The sequence below is a fragment of the Streptomyces sp. NPDC057877 genome, assembly GCF_042796855.1.
Classification (GTDB): Bacteria; Actinomycetota; Actinomycetes; order Streptomycetales; family Streptomycetaceae; genus Streptomyces.
In genome coordinates this window covers 793,493-808,954 of record NZ_JBHVMS010000003.1, presented here as the reverse complement: position 1 = coordinate 808,954, position 15,462 = coordinate 793,493, and the positions used below count along the sequence as shown (strand labels likewise).

The following is a 15,462-nucleotide window of genomic DNA, read 5'->3' as shown; positions in this document are numbered from 1 at the left end:
CGCGCTCACCCCACCACGCGCGCCACGAGACCGGTCCACTGCGGCCGACTACGGCTCACGGGAGACACAACTACCGCACAAGTCTCAGCAGTTGGCCATACGGCGACGGGAAGCGGATCGCCAACGGTACGACGCGAATGCGCCCCCAAACACTCCCCAAAAACTTCCAATGCGCCCTCAATTCCTATGGTGAGAGGGCTGATCACCAAGGTGCCACGGAGTCGATTTTCGGCCAAATCCTGATCGCGGCGAGCCGCCGTGATCCCCTCCGCACACGCTCCGTACATGTTCTGCGCATCACCCGCGCGGCGCGCGGTCAGGGAGGCGGACACCGCCTCCCTGACCCGTCCGCCGCCCGCGGGGATGAAGGCGGCGGTGTCCCCCAGCCCACTGGATCCAGTACAGCGGGCCGACCCACGCAGACCCATGAAAGCGCTCCCGCGATGGCCGGAGGAGAGCGCACACACAGGCGCACGGCCACACATCGGGAGCACACCGCAACCGTGCGTGCAGAGCCCGTACTCGCGTACGGACCACAATCCCGCCATCCGGAACAATGCCTCTTAACGCATGGGATGCGGCGAACTACGCTGGGTTTACGAATGCCGCGTGGTTATGCCAGCGCGGCAGCCGTCTGTGTCGAGGGGTGGCGCATGTCCAGGGAGCAACGCGGGCCGAACGAAAAACTCGGCGCCGTTCTCGCCCTCGCGGGAATCAGCAACGCAGGCCTCGCCCGACGCGTCAACGACCTTGGCGCACAGCGTGGTCTGACTCTTCGCTACGACAAGACGTCGGTGGCGCGCTGGGTGTCGAAGGGCATGGTGCCGCAGGGCGCCGCGCCCCACCTCATCGCCGCGGCCATCGGCCAGAAACTCGGCCGCCCGGTCCCGCTCCACGAGATCGGCCTGGCGGACGCGGACCCCGCGCCCGAGGTGGGCCTCGCCTTCCCCCGGGACGTCGGCCAGGCGGTCAAGTCGGCCACCGAGCTGTACCGCCTCGACCTCGCCGGACGCCGGGCGGGCTCCGGCGGCATCTGGCAGTCGCTGGCCGGGTCCTTCGCGGTGAGCGCCTACGCGACACCGGCCTCACGATGGCTCATAACCCCGGCCGACAGCTCGGTCGCGCGGGACGCGAACCCCTCGGAGGGCTCCGGCGCACCGCTCAAAGTCGGCCACAGCGACGTGCAGAAGCTACGGGAGGCCGCCGAGGACGCCAGGCGCTGGGACTCCAAGTACGGGGGCGGCGACTGGCGTTCTTCCATGGTTCCCGAATGTCTACGCGTGGAGGCGGCCCCGCTCCTCCTCGGCTCCTACTCCGACGAGGTCGGCCGGGCCCTCTTCGGCGCCTCCGCCGAACTGACCCGGCTCGCGGGCTGGATGGCCTTCGACACCGGCCAGCAGGAGGCGGCCCAGCGCTACTACATCCAGGCCCTGCGCCTGGCCCGCGCGGCTGCCGACGTCCCCCTGGGGGGCTACGTCCTGGCATCGATGTCGCTCCAGGCGACGTACCGGGGCTTCGGCGACGAGGGCGTGGACCTCGCCCAGGCCGCCCTGGAACGCAACCGCGGCCTGGCGACCGCCCGCACCATGAGCTTCTTCCGCCTGGTCGAGGCGAGGGCACACGCGCGCGCGGGAGACGCCCAGGCGGCCGGAGCCGCCCTCAAGGCGGCCGAGGGCTGGCTGGAACGGGCCCGCCCCGGCGACAGCGACCCCTCCTGGCTCGGCTTCTACTCCTACGACCGCTTCGCCGCCGACGCCGCCGAGTGCTACCGCGACCTGAAGGCGCCCCGCCAGGTCCGCCGCTTCACCGAGCAGGCGCTCTCCAAGCCCACGGAGGAGTTCGTCCGCTCGCACGGCCTGCGCCTGGTGGTCTCGGCGGTCGCCGAACTGGAGTCGGGCAACCTGGACGCCGCCTGCGAGCAGGGCGTACGCGCGGTGGAGGTCGCCGGACGCATCTCCTCCGCCCGCACCACGGAGTACGTGAAGGACCTGCTCCACCGCCTGGAGCCGTACGGCGACGAACCACGCGTGGTGGAACTCCGCGAACGGGCGCGTCCCCTGCTGATGGCTCCCGCCTGACCGCTCACGCGGCCGGACCTCCCGCCGGGGGTTTGAAGGCGTTGTCAGTGGCGCAGTGCACTATCGAAGCGGGAGGTGGTGCAGGTGGGCCCGGCGCTTGTCCATGACTGTGACGTGCTGGTGATCGGCGGTGGAATCGTCGGCCTGTCGACGGCGTACGCGATCACCCGCGCCGCGCCCGGCACCCGCGTGACGGTCCTGGAGAAGGAGCAGGCCCCCGCCCGCCACCAGACCGGCCGCAACAGCGGGGTCATCCACAGCGGCATCTACTACCGCCCCGGCTCCCTCAAGGCACGCTACGCGGTCCGGGGCGCCGCCGAGCTGGTCAAGTTCTGCGCGGAGTACGACATCGCGCACGCCGTCACCGGCAAGCTGATCGTCGCCACCGACCGCACCGAGCTGCCCCGCCTGCACGCCCTCGTCCAGCGCGGCCGGGAGAACGGCATCCCGGTCCGCGAACTCGGCGCCGCGCAGATCGCCGAGTACGAGCCCGCCGTGCGGGGCCTCGCCGCCATCCGCGTCGGCACGACCGGCGTCTGCGACTTCGTGGGCGTCGCCCGCCAGCTCGCCGACGCCTCCGGCGCGGAGATCCGCTACGGCGCGCGGGTCGTCCGTATCGACCGCCGACCCGCCCTGGGAGTCGCCGTGCGCACGGCGGACGGCACGGTGCTGCGCGCCCGCGCGCTGGTGAACTGCGCGGGCCTGCACTGCGACGAGGTGGCCCGGCTGGCGGGCGACGACCCCGGTATGCGGGTCGTCCCGTTCCGTGGGGAGTACTACACCCTCAACCGTCCTGACCTGGTAAGAGGCCTGGTGTACCCGGTCCCGGACCCGGCGTTCCCCTTCCTCGGCGTCCACCTCACCCGGGGCATCGACGGCTCGGTCCACGTCGGCCCCAACGCCGTACCGGCCCTCGCCCGCGAGGGCTACCACTGGGGCAGGCTCAGCCCCCGCGACCTGCGCGGCACGCTGGCCTACCCCGGCTCGTGGCACATGGCCCGGCGGCACTGGCGCCACGGCGCGGGGGAGCTGCGGCGGTCGCTGTCCAAGGGCGCCTTCGTCCAGGCCGTGCGGCGTCTGCTGCCGGACGTCAGCGGGGCCGACCTGACGCCCGCGGCGGCCGGGGTGCGGGCGCAGGCCGTCCTGCCGGACGGCACCCTCGTCGACGACTTCCTCATCCGCGAGGCGCCGAGGACCGTCCACGTCCTCAACGCTCCGTCCCCCGCGGCGACGGCGTCCCTGCCGATCGGGCGGGAGGTGGCCCGGAGGGTGTTGGGGGTACTGGGGTGAGTGGGGAACCGGTGCGTGTGCGGACCAAGGGCGGGTCGCGCAGCCCGGCGCTCGCGGTGGGCCAGCGCCCACCGGACACAAGCAGGCCGCCGCAGGCTACCCGGCACGTAAAATCAGGTGCATTGTGTCTGAGTCGTTGAGTGAGCACCCTGTGTCCCGGCCCCAGCCCCAGCCCCCGCGAGCGAAGGGTGAGCCGCGGTTTCCGGATGGGCCCATGGCCGATCCGGCGGGGTCGCACTTCGAGCGGCGGATTCGTAGCTTCCAGCCGCGGCGGAGCCGGGTGACCGCCGGGCAGGCGGAGGCGTTGCAGCGGCTGTGGCCCCAGTGGGGGCTCGACATCGACGGGCACCGGGTGCTCGGCCTCCCCGAGATGTTCGGGAACGCCAACCCCGTCGCCCTGGAGATCGGCTTCGGCATGGGTGAGGCCACCGCGCAGATGGCCGCCGCCGACCCCGGCACCAACATCCTCGCCGTGGACGTCCACACCCCCGGGCAGGGGAACCTCCTCAACCTCGCCGAGCGCAACGGTCTCACCAACATCCGCGTGGGCAACGGCGACGCCATCATCCTGCTCCGCGAGATGCTCGCCCCCGACTCCCTCGACGCCCTGCGCGTCTACTTCCCCGACCCCTGGCCCAAGAAGCGGCACCACAAGCGCCGCCTGATCCAGCCGGACTTCCTCACCCTCGCCGCCACCCGCCTCAAGCCCGGCGCGATCGTGCACTGCGCCACCGACTGGGAGCCGTACGCCGAGCAGATGCTCGACGTCCTCACCGCCCACCCCGCCTTCGAGAACACCCAGCCGGACGGCGGCTTCGCCCCACGCCCCGCCAACCGCCCGCTCACCCGTTTCGAGGGCCAGGGGCTGGACAAGGGGCATGTCGTGAACGACCTGCTCTTCCGTCGCGTACCGCGCCTACTGCACACTGACCAACCCCCCACCGGCGCCTGAGCACCACGAACGACGCCTCTTCCCCGTTAGGGTCGATGCCGTGGCCACCAGTCCCCCGTACGCAACGTACTCAACGTACACACCGTACGAAACACACCCACCGTACGCAGCCCACCGGCACCCCCACTGGTGGCAACGCGCCTGGGTCCGCTACGGCGCCCTGGTCACCCTCCTCGCCCTCTCCGGCCTGGTCATCCTCGCCCTGGTCCGCAAGGAGACCGGCACCGAGGGCTTCCTGGTCGGACTGGGCCTCGCGGTCCTTCCCGTCCCCCTGCTCGTCGCCGCGTTCCGCTGGCTCGACCGCGTCGCCCCCGGCCCCTGGCGCAACCTGGTGTTCGCCTTTGCCTGGGGCGCCTGCGCCGCCGCCCTGATAGCGATCGTCGCCAACAGCTTCGCCACCCGCTGGATAGCCACGGCCACCGCCGACCCGGCGAGCGCGGACACCCTCGGGGCGACCGTGATAGCGCCGGTCGTGGAGGAGTCCGCGAAGGCCGCCGCCGTACTGCTGGTCTTCCTCTTCCGGCGCCGCGACTTCGCCGGGATCGTCGACGGCGTCGTCATAGCCGGTGTCACCGCCACCGGCTTCGCCTTCACCGAGAACATCCTCTACCTCGGCACCGCCTTCGGCACCGACCAGCTCACCGGCGGCAGCGGCATCGCCTCCGTCACCGCCGCGACCTTCTTCGTGCGCATCGTCATGTCGCCCTTCGCGCACCCCCTGTTCACCGTCCTGACCGGCATCGGCTTCGGTATCGCCGCGCTCTCCGCCGACCGCCAGCGCCTGCGCCGCGTCCTGCTCCCCCTGTCGGGACTGCTGCTCGCCATGGGCCTGCACGCGCTGTGGAACGGCTCGGCGTCCTTCGGACCGTACGGCTTCTTCGCCGTGTACGGCATGTTCATGGTCCCCGCGTTCGGCCTGCTGACCTGGCTGGCCATCTGGACCCGACAGCGCGAACTGCGCACCGTACGCGAGGAACTGCCCGCCTACGCCGCCGCGGGCTGGCTCACCCCGGCCGAGCCCTACGCCCTCGGCTCCCTGCGCGCCCGCCGCCTGGCCCGCGAGTACGCCGGACACCACCTCGGCAGACCGGCGGCACGGGCGGTGGCACAGTACGAGGCCTACGCGACCGCACTCGCGTTCCTCCGGCACCGGGGCCGCCGGGGCCGGGCCGGGGCGGACTTCGTCGTACGGGAACAGGAACTCCTGCACGAGCTGTGGAACCGCCGGGAGGTCGCCCGCCCGGCCCTGGACCACGCGGCCCGGATGACGGCGCCCCCGGTGCCGGTGTACGGCTGGGCACCAGCGCCGCCGTATCCGGCGTACAACCCGTATCAGTACTGAGCGCTGTGGATCAGCGCTGATCGCTACGGATCAGTAGGGAACGCTACGGACGCGACGCCTCCGTAAGCCTCCCCACCTCCGCCTCCGTCAGCCGCAGCTCCCCCACCCCCAGCAGCGCGGGCAGTTGCTCCACCGTCCGCGCGGACGCGATCGGCGCGGCGACCGTCGGCTGCTCGGCGAGCCAGGCGAGGGCGACCGTGGCGACGGGGACGTCGTGGGCGGCGGCGATGTCGTCGAGGGCGGCGAGCACGTCACGGCCGCGCCCGGTGTCCAGGTGCTTGCCCGCCCCCGCGGCCCGTGCGCTGTCGACCGTCGTGCCGGGCCGGTACTTCCCGGTGAGGAACCCGGCGGCCAGCGCGGCGTACGGCACGGCCGCGAGGCCCGCCGCACCGGCCAGGTCCCGCAGCTCACCCTCGTAGGTGTCGCGGGAGACGAGGTTGTACCGCGGCTGGAGGGCCACGTACCGGGCGAAGCCCTCGCGCTCGGAGAAGGCCAGGGACTCCCTCAGCCGCGCCGCGGAGATGTTGGAGGCGCCGATGTACCGCACCTTGCCCGCGCGCACCAGACCGTCCAGCGCGCTGATGATCTCCTCGACCGGTACCTCGGGCTTGTCGAAGTGGGTGTAGTAGAGGTCGATGTGGTCGGTGCCCAGGCGGCGCAGCGACGCGTCGGCGGCGGCCTTGATGGTGGCCGCGGTGAGCCCCTGGTACTCGGGGTGCTGGCTGACCTTGGTCGCGACGATGACGTCCGCGCGGTTGCCGCGGGCCCGCAGCCAGCGGCCGATGATCGTCTCCGACTCGCCGCCGTGGTTGCCCTCGGCCCATGCCGAGTAGGAGTCGGCGGTGTCGACGAAGTTGCCGCCCGCGGCCGTGTAGGCGTCGAGGACGGCGAAGGAGGTGGCCTCGTCGGCGGTCCAGCCGAAGACGTTGCCGCCGAGGGCGAGCGGGAAGACCTCCAGGTCGGAGGGGCCGAGCTTGCGCACAGGGAGAGGAGTCATGCCCTGCTTCAACGCGCCTGCCGGAGAAGGGTATTCCGGACAACCGAAACCGGCAGCCCTGACGTCGGGGGGTTGCCGTCAGGACCGCCGGGGTTCGGGTTCGCGTTCGGGAGAGGCCCTCAGCTCTCCACAGGCAGGGGCGTGAGCCCCACGCTCAGGGCGTGAGTCCCTTGCTCAGGGCGTGAGTCCCTTGCTCTGGAGCCAGGCCAGCGGGTCGAGCCCGCCGCCTCCGCCCGCGGTGTGGACCTCGAAGTGCAGGTGCGGCCCGGTCACGTTGCCCGTGGCGCCCACGCGCCCGATGACATCCCCGGTGGTGACCTTCTGGCCGACGCTGACGCTGATCGACGACTGGTGGGCGTACCAGATCTCGGTGCCGTCATCGAGGGTCAGCACGGTCTTGTAGCCGTAGGAGCCGTCCCATCCGGCCTGCGTGATCGTGCCGCTGTGGACCGCCTTGATGAGCGTGCCGGTGGGCGCGGCGAAGTCCAGGCCGGTGTGGTAGCCGGAGGACCACATGGCACCGGCCTGACCGTAGGTGGAGGTGATCGTGTACGAGGAGGTCGGCAGCGTGAACTGCCGGGCCAGCTCGGCGAGCCGCTCGGCCTCGGCCTTCTTGCGGGCCTCCTCCTCCGCGGCGGCCTTCTCGGCGGCGGCCTTGGCCGCGGCCTCCTTCTCCGCCTTCTCGGCGGCTTCGGCGGCGGCCTTCGCGGCGGCGGCCTCGGCGGCCTGCTGCGCCTTGGTGTCGACCTGGTCCTGCTGCTGCTCGGCCTGGGCCATGATGCGGGCGCGCAGGGCCTCACCGGCGTCGGTGGTGCCGTCGGCGGTGTCCGTGGTGATGACGCCGACGCCGCTGAGCGGGGCGGCGGCGCCCTGGACCTCGGCGGCGCTGCCGGTGTCGTCGGCGCCCTCGTCGTCGTCCGAGAAGGGCGAGCCCACGGAGGGCAGGTCGGGCATCGAGATGGAGACCGGCGGCTTGCCGGTCTGCGCGGTGGCCATGCCGCCCGCGCCGACGGCGGCTATGACACCGACGCCGAGAACGGTGGAGCTGCGGGCGAGCCCACCGCCGCGCTGCTTGGTGACGCGATGCCGGCCGCGAACGGGGCGGATGGACTCCGCGGTGGGGTTCCACTCCTCCCAGGGGCCCTCGTCGGTGCGGTCGCCGCCGTAGACGACGGTGTCGTCGGAGCTGGAGCGCTGGGCGGGCACGAAGGGGGCGGTGGGTGTGCCAGGCCGGTTGGACGCCACGTAGGCGTACTCCTTCCTTCCTTCTTCGCCTACCGGGTTAGCTGACGGGTTCGGAGCAGGAAGGTCTCCTACGCGCGTAAACCATCCGTACTTCTACGGCGGCTGACGCGCGATTCACCCCAGGGTGGTGGTTCCCCGGTTCCCTCGCGGGATTCGGCGCGTGAGCACGGAGCCGTCTCTTGTGACGGCTGGGACGACCGCGCTGCGTTATCGGACGTTAATAGAACCGGGGGCTGAATTCCAAGCCGTTCCTCTTGATCATTACCGATTGATGAGGGGACGTACACGGCCATGAACGGCGAAATTCGGGCGAGTTGACACAGGATGAGCGTGAAACTGAGGGGTCGTCAGTTCTGACCGTGTGTCAGTTGTTATGCGGAGGGCGTTCGTCCGGTCACTTTTCGTGAGGGTGGGGTGAGGGGTACGGAAAACACTCAGGGCCGGAATCCATGAACTGGATTCCGGCCCTGAGCCTTCAGTAGCGGGGACAGGATTTGAACCTGCGACCTCTGGGTTATGAGCCCAGCGAGCTACCGAGCTGCTCCACCCCGCGTCGTTGACTCCAGTGTACGCCATCCGCGGGGTGCTCAGCACACACGTCTATCCGGGGTTGTTCGCGTGAGTGAGCGTCTCCCAGGAGGCCAGGCGGTCGTCGGTGCCCGCGGGGCGGGTCCGGCGGGCCAGGTCACGGGCGGCGGGGGGCGCGGTGTCGTCCAGGCGGTGGTCCAGGTGGTTGAGGACGACCTCCAGGTGGGGGCCCATGTTCCGGTCGGCCTCGCCGCCGCACAGCCAGGCGGGGGTGGTGCCGCCGCGCTGGTGGCGGGCGTGCAGGGCGAGGGTGGCTTTGAGGCGGTCCTTGACCTCGGTGTAGAGGTCGACGCCCTGGTGCCACGCGGTCTCGGCAATGTGGGCGGTCGCCGCGAGGGAGTAGCCGACGTGGCGGAAGTCACGGCAGGTCTCCTGGGCGAGGCCGTCCTTGTACGTCCTCTGCTTGAACCAGTACGAGGTGATCTCGGCCGGGGTGTTGATCGTGCCGCCCTTCGGTGCGCGGGGGCGGGGGCCGTCCTTCTCCAGGTAGAAGTAGGCGGGGACGCGTTCGCGGAAGCGGGCCAGGGCGTCGTCGAAGGTCTGGTGGTCGTCCAGGAAGACGGCGATCGAGATGGCCGCGTCGGTCATGGCGAGGTCCCAGTTGCCGTTGAAGTCGGGGACCCGGGCGGTGACCTCGGGGAGGTGGGCGGTGCGGAGCATGGCCTCGAAGCGGCGTACGCGGTCGGGGGGCCAGGTGGAGCCGGGGGTGTGCCGGATGATCTCCGCGGCGCGGGCCCAGGTGGCGCCGGACCAGGCCGACTGGAGGGCGGCGTTGCCGCCGGTGTGCCGTTTCAGCTTGGCGGACCAGGCGTCCATGATGGCGGTGGCCTTGGCGGCGTGCCGCTGTCTGCCGGTGACGGTGAAGAGGAGGGCCTGGGTGTAGGCGGCGATGGCGTCGCGGCGCTCGGCCCGGCAGGCGGGGCTCGGTCGGCCGTTGGTGGGGCAGGCGACGGTCTCGTAGGGCTTGGCGGTGTGGCGGTACGAGCCGTACGCGCTGTCGCGCATGTCCAGGTAGGCCTTCAGCCAGGGCTGTTTGCCCGCGGTGACGTTCTCCCGGACGGCCTTGAGCTGGGCCTTGCTGAGCAGCACGCCGGGGTGGGTGAACTCGGCGTCGGCGGGGAGGGCCCGTGTCATGGTCCGGGACCGGGGTTCCAGGCTGCCGCAGCCGCCGAGCAGTCCGGCCGTGAGGGCCGCGACGACCCCCAGGGTGCCGTATCGCCCCATCGATCTCACTGGCCACCACCTCCGCATGTGCGCCAACCAGGCTCGTTTGCAGCGTGACCCGTCGGTTGGGGGTGCGCAGGTTGTGTTGGTCCAGATGCGTGCCTGGTGGGGCCGGAGAGGGCGCGCCGTCGGCGCCTCCGTCGTAGGACTCAGCCCACCAGATGCCGGTTGGGCGCCACCGCCGCCTCCTCCAGTTCGGGCAGTACGACCACCTGCGCCCCCTCCGACGCCAGTACGCCGCTCCCGTCCGCCCCGGCGACGAAGGTGTCCGGCTCGCGCCACGCGGTGACCACCCTCCGTACCCCCGCGTCGAGGATCAGCCGCGCGCAGGGCCGAGGGCGGGACGCGCGGCGGGCGCAGGGTTCCAGGCTGCTGTAGACGGTCGCGCCGGACAGCCGGGCGGCGTCCGCCGTGGCGACCTTGGCGAGGGCGGCCTCCTCGGCGTGGACGACGGGATCGCCGTGCTCCCGGGAGTGGCCGCGGGCCAGTTCGGTGCCGTCTGCCGCGACGACGACCGCGCCGACGCTGAAGGCGGTCTCGGACGGCGGGCAGTGCGTCGCCAGTTGGCAGGCGAGGCGCAGCCAGTGGCGGTCGGCGGCGGAGGGGAGGCTTCCGGTGCCGGGGGCGGTGGGCTCGTAGCGCATGAGGACGGTGTCGCCGACGGGGCGGGTTTCCAGGAGCCGGAGTCGGCCGTCCTGGAAGTGGCCGGGGCCGAAGAGGCGGGGGGCGGCCGGGTCGCCGACGAACAGGGGGGCGAGGGCGAGCTGGAGTTCGTCGGCGAGGCCCTGCTGGAGGAGTTGGGTGTGGACCGTGCCGCCGCCCTCCACCATGAGGCGGCGGACGCCCCGTACGTCGTGCAGGTGGGTGAGGAGGGTCCGCCAGTCGAGGTCCGGGCCGAGGGGGACGACGTCGGTGGTGGTGGGGAGGGCCGGGGCCCGTTCGGCGCCCTGGTCCGTCGTATAGAGGACCTTGTCGCCGCCCGTGTGCCAGAAGCGGGCGGCCGGATCGAGGTCGCCGGAGCCGCTGACGGCGACCTTGAGGGGGTATTCCGGTCGCCCGGCGGACCGTCGGGCGGCGCGGCGGTCGGGGGAGTTGACGAGGAGGCGGGGGTTGTCGGCGCGGATCGTTCCGGCGCCGATCAGGATGGCGTCGACGGACGCCCGTACCTCGTCGACGCGGTCGAAGTCGGCGGGGGAGGACAGGAGGAGCCGGTCGGGGCCGGTGTCGTCGAGGTAGCCGTCCAGGGAGACGGCGGCGGACAGCAGGACGTGGGGGAGGGGCATCGACGCTCTCCGGCTGGTTCAAGTTTTAAGCAAAACTACACTGGTCCCATGACGACTCGCTGGCTCTCCCCCGACGAGCAACGCGCCTGGCGCGCCTACATGGCCGCGACCCATCTGCTGGAGGACACCATTGACCGCCAGTTGCAGCAGGACGCGGGCATGCCGCACCTCTACTACTCCATCCTGGTCCATCTCTCGGAGGCGCCGGAGCGACGGCTGCGGATGACCGACCTGGCGGAGCGGCTGAAGATCACTCGCAGTCGGCTGACGTATGCCGTGGCGCGGCTGGAGCGCGACGGGCTGGTGCGCCGTGAGGGGTGTACGTCCGACCGGCGGGGGAGCCTCGCGCTGCTGACGGAGGAGGGGATGGACGTGCTGGAGCGGGCCGCGCCCGGGCATGTGGAGACCGTGCGCGGTGTTCTCTTCGATCAGCTGGGGGCGGAGCAGGTCGCTCAGCTGGAGGAGATCTGCTCCCGCATCGTGCGGGGGTTGCAGGGGGACGGCGGTGAGGCCGGGTGCGCGTCCGTGGATCTGCCGTGGCTGCGGCGGTCCACGCCGTGCAAGTGACGAACCCGGCGACCCCGATCCAGTTGCTTCAAAGTTCAAGCATAGGTAGTGTCATCCGTCGTCGCTTGTGATTCAGATTTGAAGCACTGGAGTCGCCGTATGTCACCAGCCCCCTCCGCGTCCCCGCGTGCCCGTGTCCGGGTGCCGCTGCGCTTTCCCGACGGGTTCTCCGTCGACGCCGAACTCGTCACCTTCCACGGGCTGGCCGACGGGCTCGAGCACCTCGCCGTCGTCCTCGGCGATCCCGGCCCCGTCCCCCTCGTACGCCTGCACTCCGAGTGCCTGACCGGCGACGTCTTCGGCTCCGCGCGCTGCGACTGCGGTCCCCAGCTGCGTGAGGCCGTCGAACGCGTCGCCGACCGCGGCGGCGTCCTGCTCTACCTCCGCCAGGAGGGCCGCGGCATCGGTCTCTACAACAAGCTCGACGCGTACGCCCTCCAGGACCAGGGGCTCGACACCTACGAGGCGAACGCCGCGCTCGGGCTGCCCGAGGACGCCCGCGACTACACGGCCGCCGCGCAGATGCTGGGGGCCCTCGGCGTCGGCGCGCTCGACCTGCTGTCCAACAACCCCGACAAGGCCGAGCAGTTGCGCACGTGGGGCGTGGACGTGCGGAAGCGGGTGCCCACCGGGGTCTTCGCCACCGACCACAACGTGCGGTACCTGCGCGCCAAGGTGCTGCACACCCAGCACACCCTGCCGCTCACCGAGCTGTCCGCCAGCTGAGTCCCGCCCTCACCAGGACTCCTCCGCGCGGGCGGACACGGTTTGGGCGCGCAGGCGCAGGGCCAGGAGCGGGAAGACCAGTACGGAGACCATGGCGGCGCCGACCAGTGCGGCGGCCTCCCCCGCGTCGATCACCCTGTCGTCCAGGCCGATGGTGGTGATGGCGACGACCAGGGGGAGGCAGGTGGAGCCGTAGAGGGCGAGGGCGGCGCGGTCGCGGCGGGGCCGCAGGGGTGGCGCCAGGAGGTACAGGGGCCCGCCTCTGACCAGGAGGAAAAGCAGCAGGAACGCCGGGAGCAGGGCCAGCGGGCGGCCGTCGTCGAGGAGCGCGGACAGGTCGAAGTCGATGCCCGTGACGACGAAGAACACCGGTACGAGGAAGCCGAAGCCCATCGCCTCGATACGGCCCATGACCTCGCCGCTGCTGTCGGGCGCGGCACCCAGGAGGACGAGCCTGCTGATCACTCCCGCGGCGAAGGCGCCCAGCAGGACGTCCAGGCCGAAGACGTGCGAGAGGCCGAGCATCGCGGCGAGGACGAGCATGACGTAGCGCACCGCGAACTGGCCGCTGCTGTGCAGGGTCTGGGCGATCAGCCGGGAGAACCAGGGCGGGCGGGGCCGCAGGGCCAGGACGATCGCGGCGGCGGTGATGACCGCGAAGCCCAGCAGCAGGACCGTGGAACGGCCGGGCTCCCGGCCGCTGAGCAGCAGCGCCATCGCGATGATCGGCCCGAACTCGCCGACGGCACCGAAGGCCAGCACCACCGTGCCGAACGGGCCGCGCAGATCCCCCGAGTCGCGCAGGATCGGCAGGACCGTGCCCAGGGCGGTACTGGTGAGCGCGGTGCCGATGACGAAGCTCTTGGTGGTCTCGCCGCCGGTGAGCGCGAAGGCGATGCCCAGACCGGCGGCGAGGGTGACCAGCCACGCCCCGACCGCGCGGCGCAGCGTCGCCCCGCGTACGGCCGCGAAGTCGATCTCGTAGCCCGCGAGGAAGATGAGCATGGTCAGCCCGAGGTCGGACAGCCCTTCGACGAACCGGTCCTGTTCCGCCCACCCCAGCGCGTCCGGGCCCACAACGATGCCGAGCACGATCTCGAAGATGACGAGCGGCACCGGTACCCACCGGGTCACCCCGTACGCCAGCAGGGGCGCGAGCACCGCGATGGCCATGATCAGGATGAGCGTCCCCGGCTCCGTCATGTCCGGTATCCAACTCGTACGCCGCCCCGCCGCCCTCCCTTCGCCGAGCCGCTCCCCCTCACCGCCACCCGAACGGCGCACACCCGCTGGCCGCGCCCCGCCACCGCGCCGAGAGTCGAAGGACCCGCGGTCCGCGCCCTCCGCGCCGTCCGCCCTGGAGGGAGACCCACATGACCCAGACGACCAGCCCCACGCCGCCACCGTCCGCCCCCAGAACCGGCTGGGCCGCGGGCGGCACCCTCTTCGCCGGGATCCTGCTGTTCATCCAGGGCGTCATCGACATCCTGCAAGGCATCGCCGCCATCGCCAAGGACGACGTCTACGCCCATATCGGCGACTACGTCTTCGAGTTCAGCCTCACCGCCTGGGGCTGGATCCACCTCGTGCTCGGCGTCGTCCTCGTCATCGTCGGCTGGGGCCTCGTCAGCGGCCCGGCCCCGTGGGCCCGCGCCTCCGGCATGGCCCTCGCCGCCCTGAGCGTCGTGGCGAACTTCCTCTATCTGCCCTACCAGCCCTGGTGGGCCATCGTCGGCATCGCCATCGGCACCTTCGTCATCTGGTCCCTGGCCCAGCCGCCGTCGCCCAGAACGCGTTGAGCCCCGGTCCGGGGTCTTCCGAACCGGGGCTCAGGGGTAGGCCCTGTGGGACTCGAACCCACAACCAATGGATTAAAAGTCCTGGCCAAAGCTTGTTGAGTGGTTCTGGACGCTGGTTCGGTGTCCGGAACCACCTGGTCAGAGCATGTGCGCCGTGGGTGCCCATCCGCCGCTCGGCGGGTTGTGCCACACCGTCCGCTCACGCATCGCTCACGCAGAAGATGCTACTGACCAGCACGTTCACCCCTGCTGCCTTCACACCCTAGGGAATAACTCCCTTGAGGTGTCAGTCCATTTGCAGCCGCCCGAGGCTGAGCCTTTGATGTTCAGCTCCGAGGAGAAGGCCCGCCTCATACGCTGCGACTCAGACGTGGAGGCGCAGAGCTCTAGGCACTGTCCGGCGGATCACTGGCGGAGCCAGAGCCGGATCGCCGCCGCGGTAACGGTGCCGTGGAAGACGTAGGCCCGCTTGTCGTAACGGGTCGCGACCGCGCGGGAGTTCTTGAGCCGGTTGATGGTCCGCTCGACCTCGTTGCGGCGCCGGTAGCGGTCGGGGTCGAAGCCGACGGGCCTTCCGCCCTCGCTGCCTCGGCGCCGGCGGTTGGCCCGCTGGTCCTTCGGTTCGGGGATCGTGTGCTGGATGTGGCGTCTTCGCAGGTAGCGGCGATTGCGGCGGGAGCTGTATGCCCTTGTCGCCGCTGACGTGGTTGGGCCGGGTTCGGGGTCGTCCGCCCAGCGGCCGGGGGACCCGGATCCGGTCCAGGACCTCGACCAGCTGTGGGGCGTCGCCCCATTGGCCCGGTGTGAGCAGGAGGGCCATGGGGCGGCAGCCGCCTTCACCGGCGAGGTGGATCTTGCAGGTCAGGCCGCCCCGGGACCGTCCGAGTCCCTCGTCGGGGCGGTGGTGCCGGGGCGTCGTCCTTTTTTCGGGACCCGCGGCCGGGCCTTGTGGACGCCGGCCGCGTGCTGGTGGGCCCGGCAGGACGTCGAGTCGACGCCGACCATCGACCAGTCGATCCGGCCCGCGAGGTCGGCGTTGGCCTGGACCGCGTGCAGGATGCGGTCCCAGGTTCCGTCCGCCGACCAGCGGCGATGCCGTTCGTAGACGGTCTTCCACGAGCCATAACGTTCCGGCAGATCACGCCACGGGACACCGGTCCGGACCCGGAACAGGATCCCGTTGACCACGGTGCGGTGGTCATTCCACCAGCCACCGCGGCCGCCCAGAGACGGCAGATATGGCTCCAGAAACGAACACTCGCGATTCGTCAGACCCCCCCGACCCATGACCGGCCCAACGAGCGACCAGTCAGAAGGTCACATGATCCGCCGGACAGGCCCTAGTCTCAGTGTGTCCGCGATCACGCTCGG

The 15,462-nt window shown here is 71.4% G+C and carries 12 protein-coding genes, 1 tRNA gene, 1 pseudogene and 1 riboswitch; of the genes and pseudogenes, 7 read left to right on the top strand and 7 right to left on the bottom strand.

The window, feature by feature from the left end; all coding sequences use genetic code 11:
- Positions 1 to 653: 653 nt before the first annotated feature.
- The 4 genes from ACFVQG_RS11490 to ACFVQG_RS11475 all read left to right on the top strand — a co-directional run bounded on the left by ACFVQG_RS11490 (position 654) and on the right by ACFVQG_RS11475 (position 5,662).
- Positions 654 to 2,078: an MFS transporter gene (locus tag ACFVQG_RS11490; protein WP_383379675.1), complete on the top strand. Its 1,425-nt coding sequence runs from the start codon at positions 654 to 656 to the stop codon at positions 2,076 to 2,078.
- Between the two features lie 84 nt (positions 2,079 to 2,162).
- On the top strand, positions 2,163 to 3,368 hold the full coding sequence (gene lhgO / locus ACFVQG_RS11485) for an L-2-hydroxyglutarate oxidase (RefSeq protein ID WP_383379672.1): 1,206 nt from the start codon (positions 2,163 to 2,165) through the stop codon (positions 3,366 to 3,368).
- Between the two features lie 124 nt (positions 3,369 to 3,492).
- The gene (trmB, locus tag ACFVQG_RS11480; RefSeq protein WP_383379669.1) at positions 3,493 to 4,320 is read left to right on the top strand and encodes a tRNA (guanosine(46)-N7)-methyltransferase TrmB; all 828 of its coding nucleotides are present in this window, start codon (positions 3,493 to 3,495) and stop codon (positions 4,318 to 4,320) included.
- 40 nt (positions 4,321 to 4,360) lie between these two features.
- The gene (locus tag ACFVQG_RS11475) at positions 4,361 to 5,662 is read left to right on the top strand and encodes a PrsW family intramembrane metalloprotease (RefSeq protein ID WP_383379666.1); all 1,302 of its coding nucleotides are present in this window, start codon (positions 4,361 to 4,363) and stop codon (positions 5,660 to 5,662) included.
- A 43-nt stretch (positions 5,663 to 5,705) separates the two neighbouring features.
- Here ACFVQG_RS11475 and ACFVQG_RS11470 read toward each other — a convergent pair whose 3' ends face one another.
- The 5 genes from ACFVQG_RS11470 to ACFVQG_RS11450 form a co-directional block, all read right to left on the bottom strand.
- A complete protein-coding gene (locus ACFVQG_RS11470; protein ID WP_383379663.1) occupies positions 5,706 to 6,659 on the bottom strand; it encodes an aldo/keto reductase in 954 nt (317 codons plus the stop codon).
- Between the two features lie 174 nt (positions 6,660 to 6,833).
- Positions 6,834 to 7,904 (bottom strand): M23 family metallopeptidase, encoded by a 1,071-nt coding sequence (locus ACFVQG_RS11465; RefSeq protein ID WP_383379660.1) that lies wholly within the window; start codon positions 7,902 to 7,904, stop codon positions 6,834 to 6,836.
- 11 nt (positions 7,905 to 7,915) lie between these two features.
- Positions 7,916 to 8,073, bottom strand: a riboswitch (cyclic di-AMP (ydaO/yuaA leader).
- Positions 8,074 to 8,383: 310 nt separating this feature from the next.
- Positions 8,384 to 8,457, bottom strand: a tRNA-Met gene (locus tag ACFVQG_RS11460).
- Positions 8,458 to 8,504: 47 nt separating this feature from the next.
- Positions 8,505 to 9,716, bottom strand: coding sequence for an alginate lyase family protein (locus ACFVQG_RS11455; RefSeq protein ID WP_383379807.1), 1,212 nt, complete (start codon positions 9,714 to 9,716; stop codon positions 8,505 to 8,507).
- Positions 9,717 to 9,865: 149 nt separating this feature from the next.
- Positions 9,866 to 10,999 (bottom strand): dihydrofolate reductase family protein, encoded by a 1,134-nt coding sequence (locus ACFVQG_RS11450; RefSeq protein ID WP_383379657.1) that lies wholly within the window; start codon positions 10,997 to 10,999, stop codon positions 9,866 to 9,868.
- A gap of 48 nt (positions 11,000 to 11,047) precedes the next feature.
- Here ACFVQG_RS11450 and ACFVQG_RS11445 point away from each other — a divergent pair, with 48 nt between their 5' ends.
- Both ACFVQG_RS11445 and ribA read left to right on the top strand, forming a co-directional pair.
- Positions 11,048 to 11,566 carry a MarR family winged helix-turn-helix transcriptional regulator gene (locus tag ACFVQG_RS11445; RefSeq protein WP_383379654.1) on the top strand — a complete coding sequence of 173 codons (519 nt, stop codon included), beginning with the start codon at positions 11,048 to 11,050 and terminating at the stop codon, positions 11,564 to 11,566.
- A gap of 99 nt (positions 11,567 to 11,665) precedes the next feature.
- On the top strand, positions 11,666 to 12,292 hold the full coding sequence (gene ribA / locus ACFVQG_RS11440) for a GTP cyclohydrolase II (protein WP_383379651.1): 627 nt from the start codon (positions 11,666 to 11,668) through the stop codon (positions 12,290 to 12,292).
- 9 nt (positions 12,293 to 12,301) lie between these two features.
- Here the strand turns inward: ribA and ACFVQG_RS11435 are convergent, their stop codons facing one another.
- Positions 12,302 to 13,495 carry a cation:proton antiporter gene (locus ACFVQG_RS11435; protein WP_383379648.1) on the bottom strand — a complete coding sequence of 398 codons (1,194 nt, stop codon included), beginning with the start codon at positions 13,493 to 13,495 and terminating at the stop codon, positions 12,302 to 12,304.
- 170 nt (positions 13,496 to 13,665) lie between these two features.
- On the opposite strand from ACFVQG_RS11435, the gene ACFVQG_RS11430 reads away from it, so the two are divergent.
- Positions 13,666 to 14,091: a hypothetical protein gene (locus ACFVQG_RS11430; RefSeq protein ID WP_383379645.1), complete on the top strand. Its 426-nt coding sequence runs from the start codon at positions 13,666 to 13,668 to the stop codon at positions 14,089 to 14,091.
- A 405-nt stretch (positions 14,092 to 14,496) separates the two neighbouring features.
- Here the strand turns inward: ACFVQG_RS11430 and ACFVQG_RS11425 are convergent.
- A pseudogene (locus ACFVQG_RS11425) lies at positions 14,497 to 15,378 on the bottom strand (IS5 family transposase).
- Between the last annotated feature and the right edge of the window lie 84 nt (positions 15,379 to 15,462).